Origin of the sequence: Kushneria pakistanensis (genome assembly GCF_014652795.1) — a bacterium.
Classification (GTDB): domain Bacteria; phylum Pseudomonadota; class Gammaproteobacteria; order Pseudomonadales; family Halomonadaceae; genus Kushneria; species Kushneria pakistanensis.
The window spans coordinates 1-13,156 of record NZ_BMZM01000006.1 but is presented as its reverse complement, the minus strand read 5'-3'; the positions used below and the strand labels follow the sequence as shown (position 1 = coordinate 13,156).

The following is a 13,156-nucleotide window of genomic DNA, read 5'->3' as shown; positions in this document are numbered from 1 at the left end:
GCGGCGGTCTAAGCGCCCGGCTCGACGACTTCAGAATCCTGCGAATCCGGTATGGCATGAATTTCTATGCTCTCCAGCATGTCGGCGCAGACGTTCAGCGCCCGGGTGACTTCGCCGTCCCATATCTGGAGTCCTTCGGCCTCGTTGCGCGCGGTGATGACCTTGGGAATGACCTTGCGCCCCACCGGCCGCAGGATCATGGCCAGCTGGGTCATGGCCTCGACCAGCACGCGCTCGGTCATGTCCAGATCGATCAGCTGACCCTGCTTCACTGCCAGCTCCATCTTGCGCAGCTCGGCGCTGTATTCGCGGTCCCGGCGCTCGGCACGCAGCTTCATCAGCTCTTCCTGGTCGAACGTGGTTTCGCCTTCCTCACCACCGCCGACCTGCTTGGAGACTTCGCGCTCGATTTCCCATGCGATCGCATCGCCCAGCGTGATGCGCAGCGGATCGCCTTTCTTGCCGCTGCCCTCACATGGCAGGCCCTGCTTGATCCAGTTGGTGACTGTTCGTTCGGACACGCCCCGGGCTTCCGCGTACTCGCGTTTGTTTAGCTTCATGGGAGCGCATCACCGTTCAGGGTTGGATGACCGGTAATTTCCAGCCATTCCAGCTTTTCCGTCGGTGGCACTTTTCAGATGCCATGCGGACTCCGACAAATTCCACCGCGTGAAAAACTGGCAATATTCATGGAAGAAAGGACCCAAAATCCGAAAACCGAAAAACACGCAAACCGCGCGGGCCTGACGACCGTGCGTTCAATTTGTGGCGCCAGAGGGACCCGTGACCGCCGCCGGCCGTGCATCGCGCCTTTTATTTGTCATTTCAGAACAGTCACTTATGGTTGAGCGAACGCATAAAAAGCCGGGCATCATTGCCCGGCGCCTTGGTCTTGCTCTGATTCTTTGCCGCTGTTTTGCCGGTCGATGCACCCCCGCACTTGAATAGCGCAGGTCAACAGCGCGTCTTCCAGATCATCTACAGCAGCGGGCCAATCGTCGTTCGACTCAATCGGCGACCGCGCTGGCAGATGGCATGGCGTTAGAGGACATGCCGCCCCCGTCTCGACGATAAGCGGCCGGGTCTGTTGTACCGGGGCGCTGGTAGTGCATCCCGAGAGCATCAGGCACGCCCCCGCGCAGATAGTCCCGAACGTTCGCATCATTGCGCTTCAGCTCCTCAATTGCCGCCCGATGACCCGCCCCCTGCTTGTCGACGGTCTGGCGTAATGACTGTATGCCTCGGTCGATCTCGACCAGCCGGGCCGCCTGCTGTTGCTGTTGCTCGATCACCCCGTCCCGCATCGACAGCGACTGCGCCTGCTCGGCGATCCTGTCGTTTGCCTGCTGCGCTTCCCGCTGCGCCGCGTCACGCTCGGTGCTGGCAACGTCCCAGCGCCAACACGCAAAAAGGGTGGCGAGCATCAGCACGCCACCCCCGATAATTTGCAGTCTCACTCGACACCCTCCAGGCACATCTTGGTTTCATCTGCCCGGCGCTTTACTAAACCACGCAGACGCTGCCCGCCGGCATAAACCCAGCGGGGCAGCTGGTGACAGGCCTCAACGATGCGCCCCTGATTCATGAGTTTGCGCAGCGTCGAGCGCTGCAGCTGCCCCTCGCCCACATTGAACGTGAACGACACGAGCGCCGCACGGGTCGTGTCGGGGATGTCTGCATCAATCTGTCGATCAACAGCAGCCAGCGCCGTGCCCAGATCGCTGGCCAGTAGCGCCTCGCACTCCTTGGGCGTTTTCGTTTGACCCGGTGCGGCGGTCTCCGTATGCCCGGTGCAGACCGTCCACTTCCCGACTGCATCCTGATAGCTTTTCAGCTCCGTGCCCTCGTAATAGGGCACGATCGTCATGGCCAGTGCGATCACACCAGCACCAGCGGCACCGCTTAGCGTTTTACTGAATCTCATTCTGGCCACCCTGCCTGCGCACCTGCCGCCGCATATCGATGTATTTCCAGACGTCAAACGACAGCCGGGCCAGAACCAGCACCACACCTGCGATGCTGACAATGTCTGCTACTACAACCTGCACCCCTCCGAACTGCACCAGTGGCGCATTCAACAGCGTCATGACATCGCCCGGGGTTGGGGTGATGCCAATGTCAGCGGCCTTGGCGCTCGACGACACCGCCGTTATGCCACTGCCGCCGCCATATGCGATCACGCGGCCCGAGTCGATCTTCATTTGCTGCTCCAAATGACAGGCATAAAAAAACCCGATCCAAATGGACCGGGTGACAAGGAGACTTGCAGGATTCAAGGGAACAGACGGCCGTGCCTGACGCACCAAACCACCATGACGCGAACGATAAACCTAAGTGCCACGTTTTGCAACAATTTGTCACGCTTGTTTTTGAGTGCCCGAAATATACTCCTCTGCGATAGATAATCCGATTCCGTTTCAGCCAGCGCGGTTATCGTCGTCGCATGGCTCTACGGTTTCGCGTCGGTCTCGGCGTCGTCTCGGCCAAAGCATCATGAAGGCCGTAGCCCAAAAGCCAGTCGTGATAACGCTCCAGTGCTTCCCGCGCCTGCCGCTCGACATAGGTATGAATGTAGGTGCGATCCAGTTTCGACAGCGCGTGATTCAGCAGCAGCTCGCCCACCATGTAATCGATACCCAGATCCGCCCATGATGTCCGGGCCAGCTTTCTCAGATCGTGTGATGACCAGCGTTTATCGCTGACGGACTGGACCCAATGGCACGCGGTCACTGATGTGATGGGCGATCCGTGATACCTGCCAGCTGATGGGAATAGATACACACCGGTATAACCGCGCTCCCGCTGCCAGTCTCGGTATCGGGTCAATAGATCCACTGCCATATCGGTCAACGGCAAACGATGCTCGCGACGGGGCTTGGTGTGCTGCTCGGGCAGGGTCCATGTTGTCCGTTCGATATCGACATCACGCCAACGCGCCATCCGTGTTTCACCCAATCGCGTGCCGTGCAGCAGCATCAGCAGGATCATCACGCGCGGCTCGTTATCGGTTCGGGTCAGTCGCTCCATCAGATCGGTCAGCTGATCAACACGAAACACGCCTGCTCTGGGCGCAATGCGCGCATCAATGAAGTCACCAAAGCGAACGGCGCCGGTAGGATTGGTCTCGATCAGACCCAGCTTGTGGGCCTGCTTGAACGATTGCTTTAAAACGGCCAGTACCTGACGAACGGTCGAAAGGGCCAGACGCGCCTGCAGGGGCCAGATCAGCGCTTCATCCAGCGTGGCATGGTTCAGGGTCTGGATCGGCTGTTCATCCAGCAGGGGCAATAGGTGCCGATGAATGGCGCTTTTGATGGTCGCCTTGCGCGTCTTCGATAGCCGGGCATTTTTTGCGGTGCGCTCCTGATACCAGCGCAGTACGTCGCCCACGCTCTCCCACGTCGATACCCGCACACGCGCGGAATGAGGATTCACCGCCAGCTCGGCCTGAATCTCGGGTAAACGCGATAACAGCGCCTTGGTCGATAGATCCGGCCATGCCCCGGCCTTGCGCCAGCGGGTCCCGCCGGATGCGTACTTGATGACATGCCAGCTCGCCCGGGTGCGATCGGCATTGAAGCGCAGTCGCAGCGGGTAGCGCGGATCTTTCAGCTGTCGAATGGAAGGGTCATTGATATGCCGGCGAATGACGGCATCGGACAGGTTAACGCTAAGGGTCTGGCTCATGGGCAGCGCTCCGGGCGCAACGGCCCCATGCGGGTGCCGTTAACGCCCGGGCATGAGCCGTTGCGTTAGATCATTAATGGATTATGCGAAAAGATGTGCCAGCCACGTCACAAAGACGTCGAGCAGCGCATAGATGCCGGAACCTGTCACAACGCCCAGAGTCGCGCCCATTCCCAGCCAGTAACCCGCCCCGAACAGTCGCAACGGACCCGGCAGCCCCCAGTGATAGTGCTTGATGGTTTTCACTTGGCCACCTCCTGGTCACGCTCACGCACGCGATCATGAAGCGACTCCATAGCCTGTTCGATATGCTGTAAGGCAGCGGCGTTGTAGTTATTGGCGAATGGCCCGCGCTGGAAGCATTCAAGTCGATCAAGACAGCACGCCAGCACCGCCTCCAATGTCACCCCATTGACGCCCCTGATCGCCGGGTTTCCATCCTGAAAATTGACTTCCCCGACCAGCCACTGGCAGCCTTCAGGGTGCTTTTCGACAATCTGGTAATGGTTCTGCGCGCCGCCAGCACTGTACTCACCACGCGCAAAAACCATCAGATTCATGTCGCCCGTATCGCCCTCCAGCGCATGTGCCGTAACGAGACGATCGATGCTTAATTCATGAATGGGCTTCTTCTCATGCGGCCATTCAAAACGAGGAACGGATGCCAGCGGATACTCGACGGGCTCCCAGCCTTCTGTCAGCTCTACCAGCTGCCCGGGCTCTGACCGATAAAAGCCATGAACAACCCGGGCCTGCTCGCTTGAATGCAGCCTGGCCAACATTAGCTCTACGACGTCCCCTTCTGCGTTCGGAAATCTTTCAGGATTATCGATCACAAGTGCGTTCAACTGGTCCGCTTGCTGCAAAAGTCTATCCAGACCGCCGATGCAGTATTCCTCTGAAAATTTGAACGCGTGCCGATAGAACCAAGGTTTGATCGGGACTGCCAGCGCTCCTTTAATACCCCGCTCAAGCCAAAACCGCACCAATCCGGCAGCGCGAGTCGTCTTACCAGATTGCGCCGACGCAAAGTGTTTAAAGGCTGTGACGTTACCCTCAACCTTTCGATAGCTTTTGAACTCTCCGAACGCCATGCCACTCCCTCTTGGTTTCTTCGATAGATGCACATCCTGACCATTGCTCACAGACGCCTTACCCTCCCTCAGCTCGGCATTTTCTTCCCGTAGCAGAGTGATCTCGTCGCAAAGCTCCTGATATGTCTTATTCATGGGGTTGTCCTCCCTGCTCCAGCAGCCAGTGGGCCGCTGGCTTTAGACGCTGCTGGGGCCATGGATCGGTGACGCTATCGGTATGCAGGGCAATACGCTGCTGACAGCGCTGGATGTCGGTTTCGCGGCTCATGAGGCTACCTCTCGTGTCGGTTTCGTCAGTGACAGGGCGCGTTGGCGCGCGGTTTAGCCCCTGCCTGCTTTCATGCTTTCATGCTTTCATGCTTTCATGTTTTCATACTTGCTTTCTTTACGCCCAGCACCCGGCCGGGACCAAACTGCAATGCCGCGCGTTCGTGCGCTTCCTCCAGCGTGCTGATCGAACTGGAAACCATGTAGAAGCCGCGCACCTCGCCGGTCTCCACCATGACCACCTCCACGCGAAACACGCGGTTAACGCTCACGCCAGCACCCGCTGCTCGATCAGCTCGCGTGCGCTGGCCAGCCGGCGCTTGTAGGTGCGCACCGAGACATCCAGCAGCAGCGCCTTGTGTACCTGCTCCGCCCGGGATGGCTCATATCGGGCGATACCGCGCCGATCGCAAACGCGCTCAAACGCAGCGTTGTATTCCAGGCGCAACACGTCCGCCGTTAACAGATCCTCGCGCGCAATACCGATGACCGCCGCCTCCACGCGCTCCTCGATCGGGAACGCCGCCATACACACCACATCGGCACTGCCGCCAGAACCGGGCAGGGCGCCATCCATCAGACGCCCCAGCTGACTGCTACCGATCAGCTGCGCGCCTTCGCCCTGGGCGAGCCAGCAGGCCCACGCATCCAGAACGTCATCGAGTCGACTACGCGCGCGCCGGGCCACGTCACACCTCGGTGATCGTGATGGGGTAAATGTCCTCGACCTGCGCCTTCTTCAGCTTGTAGGTATCCGTGCGCATGCCTTTAACGTCGATCCACTCGACCGTGCCGTCAGCCCAGAACACCAGAAAGTCCAGCACGTAGCGGATATTGCCCGGCAGATGCAGCGGCACCTGACGCAGAAACATGACGACCGCGCCGGAGTCCTGCATCACACGCAGGCGCTGGTAATAGTCCCGCTCCTTCTTGCTATCAAAGCGGATACCGTCAGCCATGGCCGGCTTGTTGCCGTACTTGCTGCGGCGCCGGACGCTGTGCCGGATCGGCGAACCCATTACGCGGTCATCCTTTCACGGCGATGGGCGCGCTGTTCCTGCAGATCGATCTCCGACAGCGCCTCGATAGCGTCGACATAGTGCCGATCCCCGCCGGGCGTCAGCGTGATCATCAGATCGCCGCGCCTGATCATGACCTGATCGCTGGGCTGGCCCTGCAGGTGCCAGATCACCCCGCCATGCTCGCGGATGACTGCCGCCTCGGACTCGGTATAGACCTGGGAAAACACGCAGCCATCAAACTTCATGCCCACCATGTCTTCGATCAGCTCGCGCACACGATCAGCGCGCATCTTCTCGCTGGTCGCATGGCGTGGCTTGGGGTCATAAAGCGCGTGGCATATCATCCGACGCGGTCCGCCGCCCATTTCCCGCGCAGCGCTGGTGATCTGGTCGGCCATCTTCTGGCGCTGGTCGCATCGACTGCCGGCAATGCCAATGAAATTCATCGTGCCCCCTCGATTTTCTCTTTGCGGATGACTGACAGATGGCGCTGCAGCGCAGCGGGCTCCACCCCGGCAGCGGCCGCGATGGCACGATTAACGGCCTCGGCCATCTCAGGTGTGGTCACGTTTGAGGCAATCCAGCGGCGATAAAACTGCTGGTAGCCCTCGGAGTGCGCATAGCGCGGCGGGCATGACATCTCGCGCTCGAACCATGCGCCCCACTGCTCGGCCGATGTATAAAGCTCCGGCGATAGCCCCGGACGCGTCCAAGCGACCGCATGGCTGGCGATCGTTGCCCGGTCACCCGTCACGTTCAGCTTGATCAGCCCGGCCTCCGCCAGCGCTTCAAAGAACTCGCCCAGCACCTGCTCCGGCTCCGGCGCATGCAGCAGCTCGCCCCACTGCTCCCACGTCGCTCCGACCTGACTGTCGGCGTCTTCTATGAACGAGTCGGCGGCATCCGCCAGCTGCTCCAACAGCAGCGACAGACGCGCATAACCCGTTAGGGCGAAACGCTCCAAAACCTGCTGTACTGCGGGTAACTGATGGAAATTGGCGGGATGAATGAATGCAGTCATCGGGCAGGCTCCTTTAGCGCCTCGACCGGGCCATAAAGGCCCGCATAGTCGACCTGATGACCGCTGATCCTGATGATTTTCTCTGCGCTTTCAGATCGCGGCCGGCGACGACACTCGTACCAGCTGCGAACAGTGCGCGGCTTTTCACCCAGCAGGGCTGCCGCCTGCTCAATGCCGCCAGAGTTGTCGACCCATTCGCGAAATGTCACGTCTTCATTATCCGTTGTCACGTTTTGTGACAGCATAATGCCTGAACAGCCGTATCTGCAAGGTTTTGACGGTTTCTCGTTGACACATTTTGTGTAAACTAGACTCAAAATGGCGCCGATATTGACAGCGTCCGACGAAAAATCGAGGAAGCCCATGTCAACAACCACCGATGTCATCGCCGGCCGGCTGGCTCAGCTGCGCAGCGAACACGACATGACCCAGCAGGAGATGTCTGAGTTTCTTCAGCTCTCACGCGGGCGTTATGCCAATTGGGAAGTGGGGTTTCGCTCGCCCAAGCTGGACGAGATCGCGATGGTCGCCGATCGTCTCGGTGTATCACCGGCATGGATTGTGGGCTGGTCCGATGATCGGCAGAACAGTGTTGCGGTCAGCGGGCGCTATATCACTGCGGCGCGCCACACGATCGCAACGAACGCTGGTAGCGCTCGCGTTGATAACGCCGCCAGCGATACCGCCTACAGCATCGACTATCTAAACCGACGCGGTTTGAAAGATCCGCAGTGCCTGTCGATACGCAATACCGGCGATGACGCCATGCCCGGCATTTTCGCCCAGGGCGATGAAGCGCTGATCGATCGCAGCCAGCAGACGCCAACAGGCACGGACCTTTACGCCATCCTGATCGACAATCAGGCCGTGATCCGTTGGATAGAGCGTCATCCGGACGGCAGCGCCACGGTTAAAGCCGAACGCGGCGACCCATGGCAAACGCCGGACATCGGGAATATCCGCATCATCGGCCGGGTTGCACGCATCGCACACGACCGTTAAAGCCTCCCCCCGCTCTTCAAAAGCCGCCCTTGAGGCGGTTTTTTTGTGCTTGCCTCTGACACATTTTGTGTCACTATGTCTCATAACGAGACAAGGAGCCGCACATGTCAAACGCCATCACCCCCATCAGCCAGCTGACGCCGGCCACCACAACACAGACCTGCCTGATCCGTGGCACCCGCCAGCTCTGCGGGATGCTTAAAGAGACTCGCGCGATCGCCTCCGGGCTCGAAGCGATCACCGAGCGGGCATTGGATAGCGGCGAAGAGCTGTCCGGTCAGGATCTTGGCGACCTTTGTGTCGCGCTCGGGCTACTGAAAAACCGCATTGATGATCATCATCAGGAAATCGAAGGGCTGGTCGGCCATCTGACACAGGGGGCGCAGTCATGAGTGATGCACGCCTGACCGGTGATGACGTCATCGGCCTGCCTGGACAAAACCTGCTGCCCGACGAGCAGCTGGTGCTGACATGGCTGGCTGATGGTCGCAAGCCCAGCGAGATCGAGCAGGCGCTGAACATCACTCGCGTCGAGATGCGCCAGATTGAGTCGAACATCACAGCCAAACTCGGCGCCCGTTCAAAGTCGCACATGATCGCCCGCGCATTCGTTCTGAACGTTCTGGCACCTCGGGCGCTGTGTTTGATACTGGCCATCGCCTCCGGCGGTGCTGGCTTTGTAGACCACATGAGCGCCACACGCGTACCCCAGCGCAGCCGCACCCCGGTGTCATCCGCCCGTATCACTCGCATCCGCCGCGACAACACAAACGGCGGGGGAGATCTGCCGGATATCGACAGCGTCATGATGAGGTACGCGTGATGATCGCCCGCATCTACCGTCGCCGTTACTGCCGTTGCCGCGCCTGCGGTGCGCGGCAGGTGAAAGAGAAAGCGCCGGACGAATACACCCGGCCGCCCCGCTGCCGCCGATGCGGGCAAACCGGAACCCTGCGCATTGATCAGTGGGCCGATCGGAAGGGCTGGCGATACCAGACCTGCCATTGCGATGGGCAAGCACTGGAAAGACCTGGCCATAAGCCATGGCCGCATCGACGCGGTAGCCGGGGCTGCCTGCACTACGTCGAACCAATCCCCGACATTGACGATTTTCAGGAACTCTACGCACCCGACGGCACATGCCCGTTTTAACCACCACAGGAGCAGCACCGATGATCGAAGCAGCCACAGTGACACGCGATGAGATGGGCCAGTGGACGCATCCGCTAATGGATGAATTGCTGGGCGATCGTGAAAGCGTTCCCCCAGATGAATGGAAAGCGTGGAAAGACCATCACGGCATCGAAGTGACGGCGCGAGATCTGGAAGGCGAAGAAGATGATTGCCCCGCCGCTCACTCCCTTTTCGAGTTGGGCGATCCGAACATCAGTGACTGGCCTCTGACGCCACCGGCTGGTGATGGATGGATTCTGCTCTCGGTTCACTTCACCGAAGAAAGCGCCGTTCAGGTCTGGGCAAGCCCTAAAACAGCCTGAAAAGGTTCCTGCTCAAAAACTCAAGATAAGAAGAATAATCATGAATTTTTGCCATTTTGGAGCATGCCAACCATGGAAATACATCAGGGATTGAGCGCTGACCATCCGCTGCACAGCGACCCGGAAAAACCGTGGCCATATGTCGTGACGGTCGGCTATCGAGCGACAGGGCGCAAGATCATAAAACGTCGCCGGGTATACGTGAGAGCCACCGGGCTGACACACGCTGAATCCAGCGCGATCAGATACTGCCGCGAACAATCGGCACCGATCCGGGACGACAGCGGCCGCCTGCTTCATCCATCCCGGGCACTATCTGCCCGCCCCCTCGACAAGACCGACCGCATTACCACGTGATGGCCTCCCACCCCTGAAAACATGCTTTCAATAAAGCATGTTTTCCCTTCCTTTGTAACAATCCGTTACCGCTAAATTATTATCCACCATTCAACGAGTTAAGCACGCTTAGTGTCTCTGTTTGCCGCCTGGCCTTCGTTGACGCCCCACTCCCCTGCGCGTACCTTTCCCATGCCGCTACACATTAGCGGCCGGGATTAGCAGCCCGAACAGAGATACCGACGCACGAGCCCATCATCGCGCGCCGCGCCTACTTGCGCGCCGCCGTTGAGCTGAGGCGGCCGTGTGCGGGGCGCCCACGGGCGCGCCGGGTTTCGGTATCTCTCCCGGTCTGCTACCCGTGCACGGTTCGCCACCATATGGCGAGCCCCGTCTGCCTGGGGGAATCATGCCTGACCATCAAGCCGCATCCGTCGCTACCGCCCTGCCCCTCTCGCTCTGCGATCGTCGACGCATCCACGTACAGAACATTCAGTCTCAGGCCACTGCTGCCGGCATCGAATCACTGGCCTCACGAGCGCTGGATGATGGTGAAGCTAGTCCGGATGATCTGCAGCATATCGCTGCCCTTGCTTCGATGCTGACTCGGCAGTTACAGACGCTCGACAACGAGTGTTCCCGGCTCGCAACAGGCAGCGCCTGATCCTCCCTTGCCGCCTGTTTTCATGAAAACATGAAAACAAACAAACATGCTTGCACGCCTACCGACCCGCGTATATTCTGACGTGACACTACAGCAAACATGAAAGCATGTTTTCATGTTTGCATGTCCCGCTCTCACATCAGGACATCATCACCATGGGAAATATCATCGCCGTTTGCTCGCAGAAAGGCGGCCCGGGTAAATCAACACTCGCTCGCGCTATTGCCACTGCGTTTGCCAAAAGCGACTGGAACGTCAAGATCGCGGATCTGGATATCAAGCAAGCATCCACAGTTGCCTGGCATCAGCGCCGTTTGGATAACAACATCCAGCCGGTCATCGCGGTCGAGTCATTCGGCAGCGTTCAACGCGCGCTGAAAACTGCTGATCAGCATGACCTGCTGGTCATCGACGGCGCCCCGCATGCCAGCGAGGCCACGGTCGAAGCTGCCAAAGCCGCTGACCTTGTCGTCATTCCCACAAGCCTCTCCCTGGACGATCTGGTGCCCGCCGTACTGCTGGCTCACACGCTCGTCGAGAAAAACCGCATCCCTGCCAGCCGTATCGTGCTTGTACTTTCCAAGGCAGGCGACAGTGCCGTCGAGATCCGCGAGGCCCGCGAATACCTGAGCCAGACCCCCTATCACGTTGCCGACGGCGAAGTGCCCGAAAAAACGGCATTCCGTCGCGCGCAGGATCTGGGCCAGTCAATCATCGAATGTCAGCACCCGGCGCCGCGCAAAAAAGCCGAAACGGTTATCCAGTCCGTGATTAATCGCTTCGAAGCGCTCACCGCTTGATGTAATGAAAGCATGTTTTCATGCTTTCAATATTTCATATTTCAGGAGGCCATCATGGTCGGACCCACACGCAAGCCCGGGAAGGGCGCGCCGCCGTCACTCTCACAAAGCCACACGGCAAACACCAACACCCGCACACCGTCTGACACCGATCGGGTACTGTTTAACGCACGACTGCCGCCGGCACTGATCAAGCGGATCAAGATCTACGCCGTCGAGAACGACATCAGCCAGCAGGAAATTGCCGAGCAGGCGCTCGATGCGTGGCTAAAGCAGAAGGGGGCATAACAAATGAACGATGTATTGATACCAGAAGATATCACTATTTCCCGCGACGATCCCGAAGGGATAGTGCTGACAAAAGAAGGGAAGGCAGTAGCGTTCTTTCCGCCAGGGCTCAACGATCTGACCGATGAACAAGTATATGACGTCATGTACTTGATGAACGTAGCGTACGAAGAAGGCACTCAAAGGGGAGGGGGAAAGCCACCGAGAGTCCCATTAAAGGACTGGTTGTAAGCACAGGAAAGAAAGTGGCCGCCAGGACTCTCACCTCCCGACGGCCGCGACACAACTCACCATGGGGATGGATTAATCATGTCAGAACGAGACTATAGCACTGTTGCGCGCACGCCTCTAACCCGCATCCGCGAACTGCCAACTGCGCAGCTGATCGCTTTCCTTGAAAGCTGCACGCCACTCGTGCGCAGCACGGTCTACCGATCACTACTCAGGTAGGGTAGGCGGTCAACAAACAAAACGGGGCGCTATTGGCGCCTCGTTTTTTTGTGGGCGAAAATCAACCGTGTTGAACGGACATGGTTGTCTCGTTAAAGCCTTTTGATAACGGTATACCGACATGCCACCACGCACGATCGCGGAAAAATGGCGCGGACATGCCCAAGCACAAGCGATGCGATCGCAAACTGCGCGCATCGGCGCATGGCTTATCGATGTGATGCAGGCCGACGCCCGCAACGGTGATAAACGCCTTCAGAATCTGCTGGGCCTTGACTATTACGAACGAATGATGCGCTTTGGCATTAACAAGCCCCAGACGGCAGAAAGGGTCTGGCGCTACATGATCGAGCGACGGCGCCTGCCAGAAAGGAAAACTTTTCGATAGAACTAGTTAGAGGGATTATCGAAAGGAGAAAGAAGCAACTGATAAGAAAGGAAAGTTTGACATCATGACACAAATTGTGTGTTACAATCCGCGATGTCTGTCTTTATTCAGACATTTGAGCTAGACGAGGGGGGCACCTTCCACAGTTTCCCCTCGTCTTCAAACCTAAAGCGGCTTGGTCGTTGTAAGGAACCTATAGACACAAAAAAAGCTCAGACTCTTTTGCTTGTACAAGTGTTTGCTGCACTTGACTGAGAGGCTGGCTTCTTTGCGTAAGGTAACCTTACCGCATGAGCAATACTATTATTGGCACGCTCATACTGTCAAACATTTTGACAATTGAGGGTGGTGAAAAATATTCGGCTCATGGCGACCATCTTCCGCACCTTCATCATGGTGAAAAGATGAATCGACAAAGCGTCGTGACCAGTCAGAAGCCCGTAAGCCCTGAGCGTGAGTGCTTGGAATCTATTGCCAGATACCAAACGGCGGCAAGGGAGGCAAGCCAATGCGGACGCAAGCTGAACCGCTGGAAGTATGAAAAGCACGCCCTGCGGCAGGACATGGAGCAAAAATACCAGGCAATGCAGCTGAACTTGTTCCCTGATCAATCTGCAAACGACGAAAGCTGAACGAAAAAG

General features: G+C 58.3%; 26 protein-coding genes. 11 read left to right on the top strand and 15 right to left on the bottom strand.

Annotated features, from left to right (window positions below; translation table 11 throughout):
- Positions 1–8 precede the first annotated feature (8 nt).
- The 15 genes from IE123_RS15890 to IE123_RS15825 all read right to left on the bottom strand — a co-directional run bounded on the left by IE123_RS15890 (position 9) and on the right by IE123_RS15825 (position 7,456).
- Entirely contained in the window at positions 9–560 is a 552-nt protein-coding gene (locus IE123_RS15890) for a DUF1441 family protein (protein WP_268246974.1), read from the bottom strand.
- 311 nt (positions 561–871) lie between these two features.
- Positions 872–1,123, bottom strand: a complete 252-nt coding sequence (gene lysC, locus IE123_RS16355; RefSeq protein WP_373295812.1) for an Rz1-like lysis system protein LysC — start codon at positions 1,121–1,123, stop codon at positions 872–874.
- The gene (locus tag IE123_RS15885) at positions 1,008–1,457 is read right to left on the bottom strand and encodes a hypothetical protein (RefSeq protein WP_189520040.1); all 450 of its coding nucleotides are present in this window, start codon (positions 1,455–1,457) and stop codon (positions 1,008–1,010) included. Before IE123_RS15885 ends, lysC begins: the two co-directional genes overlap by 116 nt.
- On the bottom strand, positions 1,454–1,924 hold the full coding sequence (locus IE123_RS15880) for a lysozyme (protein WP_189520038.1): 471 nt from the start codon (positions 1,922–1,924) through the stop codon (positions 1,454–1,456). Before IE123_RS15880 ends, IE123_RS15885 begins: the two co-directional genes overlap by 4 nt.
- Complete coding sequence (locus IE123_RS15875; RefSeq protein ID WP_189520036.1) at positions 1,911–2,201, bottom strand: hypothetical protein; 291 nt, start codon at positions 2,199–2,201, stop codon at positions 1,911–1,913. Before IE123_RS15875 ends, IE123_RS15880 begins: the two co-directional genes overlap by 14 nt.
- Before the next feature lie 229 nt (positions 2,202–2,430).
- Positions 2,431–3,687, bottom strand: coding sequence for a tyrosine-type recombinase/integrase (locus IE123_RS15870; RefSeq protein ID WP_189520034.1), 1,257 nt, complete (start codon positions 3,685–3,687; stop codon positions 2,431–2,433).
- Positions 3,688–3,768: 81 nt separating this feature from the next.
- Positions 3,769–3,933: a hypothetical protein gene (locus IE123_RS15865; protein WP_189520032.1), complete on the bottom strand. Its 165-nt coding sequence runs from the start codon at positions 3,931–3,933 to the stop codon at positions 3,769–3,771.
- Positions 3,930–4,916, bottom strand: coding sequence for an Acb2/Tad1 domain-containing protein (locus IE123_RS15860; protein WP_189520030.1), 987 nt, complete (start codon positions 4,914–4,916; stop codon positions 3,930–3,932). Before IE123_RS15860 ends, IE123_RS15865 begins: the two co-directional genes overlap by 4 nt.
- On the bottom strand, positions 4,909–5,049 hold the full coding sequence (locus IE123_RS15855; RefSeq protein WP_189520028.1) for a hypothetical protein: 141 nt from the start codon (positions 5,047–5,049) through the stop codon (positions 4,909–4,911). Before IE123_RS15855 ends, IE123_RS15860 begins: the two co-directional genes overlap by 8 nt.
- A gap of 94 nt (positions 5,050–5,143) precedes the next feature.
- Entirely contained in the window at positions 5,144–5,284 is a 141-nt protein-coding gene (locus tag IE123_RS15850; protein WP_189520026.1) for a hypothetical protein, read from the bottom strand.
- Between the two features lie 32 nt (positions 5,285–5,316).
- On the bottom strand, positions 5,317–5,736 hold the full coding sequence (locus IE123_RS15845; RefSeq protein WP_189520024.1) for a hypothetical protein: 420 nt from the start codon (positions 5,734–5,736) through the stop codon (positions 5,317–5,319).
- Position 5,737: 1 nt separating this feature from the next.
- Positions 5,738–6,067, bottom strand: a complete 330-nt coding sequence (locus tag IE123_RS15840; RefSeq protein WP_189520022.1) for a DUF1064 domain-containing protein — start codon at positions 6,065–6,067, stop codon at positions 5,738–5,740.
- On the bottom strand, positions 6,067–6,516 hold the full coding sequence (locus tag IE123_RS15835) for a hypothetical protein (protein WP_189520020.1): 450 nt from the start codon (positions 6,514–6,516) through the stop codon (positions 6,067–6,069). The genes IE123_RS15840 and IE123_RS15835 overlap by 1 nt, the downstream gene beginning before the upstream one ends.
- Entirely contained in the window at positions 6,513–7,091 is a 579-nt protein-coding gene (locus IE123_RS15830; protein ID WP_189520018.1) for a hypothetical protein, read from the bottom strand. Before IE123_RS15830 ends, IE123_RS15835 begins: the two co-directional genes overlap by 4 nt.
- Positions 7,088–7,456 (bottom strand): hypothetical protein, encoded by a 369-nt coding sequence (locus IE123_RS15825; protein WP_189520015.1) that lies wholly within the window; start codon positions 7,454–7,456, stop codon positions 7,088–7,090. The genes IE123_RS15830 and IE123_RS15825 overlap by 4 nt, the downstream gene beginning before the upstream one ends.
- On the opposite strand from IE123_RS15825, the gene IE123_RS15820 reads away from it, so the two are divergent.
- The 11 genes from IE123_RS15820 to IE123_RS15770 all read left to right on the top strand — a co-directional run bounded on the left by IE123_RS15820 (position 7,455) and on the right by IE123_RS15770 (position 13,147).
- Positions 7,455–8,093 (top strand): XRE family transcriptional regulator, encoded by a 639-nt coding sequence (locus IE123_RS15820; protein ID WP_189520014.1) that lies wholly within the window; start codon positions 7,455–7,457, stop codon positions 8,091–8,093. The two genes, IE123_RS15825 and IE123_RS15820, sit on opposite strands and share 2 nt — an antisense overlap.
- 104 nt (positions 8,094–8,197) lie before the next feature.
- Positions 8,198–8,485: a hypothetical protein gene (locus IE123_RS15815; protein ID WP_189520013.1), complete on the top strand. Its 288-nt coding sequence runs from the start codon at positions 8,198–8,200 to the stop codon at positions 8,483–8,485.
- Positions 8,482–8,916 carry a helix-turn-helix domain-containing protein gene (locus tag IE123_RS15810; protein ID WP_189520012.1) on the top strand — a complete coding sequence of 145 codons (435 nt, stop codon included), beginning with the start codon at positions 8,482–8,484 and terminating at the stop codon, positions 8,914–8,916. The genes IE123_RS15815 and IE123_RS15810 overlap by 4 nt, the downstream gene beginning before the upstream one ends.
- 349 nt (positions 8,917–9,265) lie before the next feature.
- Positions 9,266–9,589 (top strand): hypothetical protein, encoded by a 324-nt coding sequence (locus IE123_RS15805; protein WP_189520011.1) that lies wholly within the window; start codon positions 9,266–9,268, stop codon positions 9,587–9,589.
- A 72-nt stretch (positions 9,590–9,661) separates the two neighbouring features.
- A complete protein-coding gene (locus IE123_RS15800; protein WP_189520010.1) occupies positions 9,662–9,946 on the top strand; it encodes a hypothetical protein in 285 nt (94 codons plus the stop codon).
- A gap of 388 nt (positions 9,947–10,334) precedes the next feature.
- Complete coding sequence (locus IE123_RS15795) at positions 10,335–10,589, top strand: hypothetical protein (RefSeq protein WP_189520009.1); 255 nt, start codon at positions 10,335–10,337, stop codon at positions 10,587–10,589.
- Positions 10,590–10,744: 155 nt separating this feature from the next.
- Positions 10,745–11,389: a nucleotide-binding protein gene (locus tag IE123_RS15790; RefSeq protein WP_189520007.1), complete on the top strand. Its 645-nt coding sequence runs from the start codon at positions 10,745–10,747 to the stop codon at positions 11,387–11,389.
- A 54-nt stretch (positions 11,390–11,443) separates the two neighbouring features.
- Complete coding sequence (locus tag IE123_RS15785) at positions 11,444–11,677, top strand: ribbon-helix-helix protein (protein WP_189520005.1); 234 nt, start codon at positions 11,444–11,446, stop codon at positions 11,675–11,677.
- 3 nt (positions 11,678–11,680) lie between these two features.
- Positions 11,681–11,908 (top strand): hypothetical protein, encoded by a 228-nt coding sequence (locus IE123_RS15780; protein WP_189520003.1) that lies wholly within the window; start codon positions 11,681–11,683, stop codon positions 11,906–11,908.
- 340 nt (positions 11,909–12,248) lie between these two features.
- The gene (locus tag IE123_RS15775) at positions 12,249–12,515 is read left to right on the top strand and encodes a hypothetical protein (protein ID WP_189520002.1); all 267 of its coding nucleotides are present in this window, start codon (positions 12,249–12,251) and stop codon (positions 12,513–12,515) included.
- Between the two features lie 290 nt (positions 12,516–12,805).
- Positions 12,806–13,147, top strand: coding sequence for a hypothetical protein (locus IE123_RS15770; RefSeq protein WP_189520000.1), 342 nt, complete (start codon positions 12,806–12,808; stop codon positions 13,145–13,147).
- The last annotated feature ends 9 nt before the right edge of the window (positions 13,148–13,156 follow it).

Excerpts from the sequence above, each read along its gene's own strand:
- IE123_RS15860 (WP_189520030.1), bottom strand. The coding sequence starts at position 4,916 with ATGAATAAGACATATCAGGAGCTTTGCGACGAGATCACTCTGCTACGG.
- IE123_RS15825 (WP_189520015.1), bottom strand. The coding sequence starts at position 7,456 with ATGGGCTTCCTCGATTTTTCGTCGGACGCTGTCAATATCGGCGCCATT.
- IE123_RS15875 (WP_189520036.1), bottom strand. The coding sequence starts at position 2,201 with ATGAAGATCGACTCGGGCCGCGTGATCGCATATGGCGGCGGCAGTGGC.
- IE123_RS15840 (WP_189520022.1), bottom strand. The coding sequence starts at position 6,067 with ATGGGTTCGCCGATCCGGCACAGCGTCCGGCGCCGCAGCAAGTACGGC.
- IE123_RS15855 (WP_189520028.1), bottom strand. The coding sequence starts at position 5,049 with ATGAGCCGCGAAACCGACATCCAGCGCTGTCAGCAGCGTATTGCCCTG.
- IE123_RS15890 (WP_268246974.1), bottom strand. The coding sequence starts at position 560 with ATGAAGCTAAACAAACGCGAGTACGCGGAAGCCCGGGGCGTGTCCGAA.
- IE123_RS15820 (WP_189520014.1), top strand. The coding sequence starts at position 7,455 with ATGTCAACAACCACCGATGTCATCGCCGGCCGGCTGGCTCAGCTGCGC.
- IE123_RS15835 (WP_189520020.1), bottom strand. The coding sequence starts at position 6,516 with ATGAATTTCATTGGCATTGCCGGCAGTCGATGCGACCAGCGCCAGAAG.
- IE123_RS15880 (WP_189520038.1), bottom strand. The coding sequence starts at position 1,924 with ATGAGATTCAGTAAAACGCTAAGCGGTGCCGCTGGTGCTGGTGTGATC.
- IE123_RS15775 (WP_189520002.1), top strand. The coding sequence starts at position 12,249 with ATGCCACCACGCACGATCGCGGAAAAATGGCGCGGACATGCCCAAGCA.
- lysC (WP_373295812.1), bottom strand. The coding sequence starts at position 1,123 with ATGCTCTCGGGATGCACTACCAGCGCCCCGGTACAACAGACCCGGCCG.
- IE123_RS15815 (WP_189520013.1), top strand. The coding sequence starts at position 8,198 with ATGTCAAACGCCATCACCCCCATCAGCCAGCTGACGCCGGCCACCACA.
- IE123_RS15795 (WP_189520009.1), top strand. The coding sequence starts at position 10,335 with ATGCCTGACCATCAAGCCGCATCCGTCGCTACCGCCCTGCCCCTCTCG.
- IE123_RS15780 (WP_189520003.1), top strand. The coding sequence starts at position 11,681 with ATGAACGATGTATTGATACCAGAAGATATCACTATTTCCCGCGACGAT.
- IE123_RS15870 (WP_189520034.1), bottom strand. The coding sequence starts at position 3,687 with ATGAGCCAGACCCTTAGCGTTAACCTGTCCGATGCCGTCATTCGCCGG.
- IE123_RS15810 (WP_189520012.1), top strand. The coding sequence starts at position 8,482 with ATGAGTGATGCACGCCTGACCGGTGATGACGTCATCGGCCTGCCTGGA.
- IE123_RS15790 (WP_189520007.1), top strand. The coding sequence starts at position 10,745 with ATGGGAAATATCATCGCCGTTTGCTCGCAGAAAGGCGGCCCGGGTAAA.
- IE123_RS15785 (WP_189520005.1), top strand. The coding sequence starts at position 11,444 with ATGGTCGGACCCACACGCAAGCCCGGGAAGGGCGCGCCGCCGTCACTC.
- IE123_RS15770 (WP_189520000.1), top strand. The coding sequence starts at position 12,806 with ATGAGCAATACTATTATTGGCACGCTCATACTGTCAAACATTTTGACA.
- IE123_RS15805 (WP_189520011.1), top strand. The coding sequence starts at position 9,266 with ATGATCGAAGCAGCCACAGTGACACGCGATGAGATGGGCCAGTGGACG.
- IE123_RS15850 (WP_189520026.1), bottom strand. The coding sequence starts at position 5,284 with ATGGTGGAGACCGGCGAGGTGCGCGGCTTCTACATGGTTTCCAGTTCG.
- IE123_RS15800 (WP_189520010.1), top strand. The coding sequence starts at position 9,662 with ATGGAAATACATCAGGGATTGAGCGCTGACCATCCGCTGCACAGCGAC.
- IE123_RS15830 (WP_189520018.1), bottom strand. The coding sequence starts at position 7,091 with ATGACTGCATTCATTCATCCCGCCAATTTCCATCAGTTACCCGCAGTA.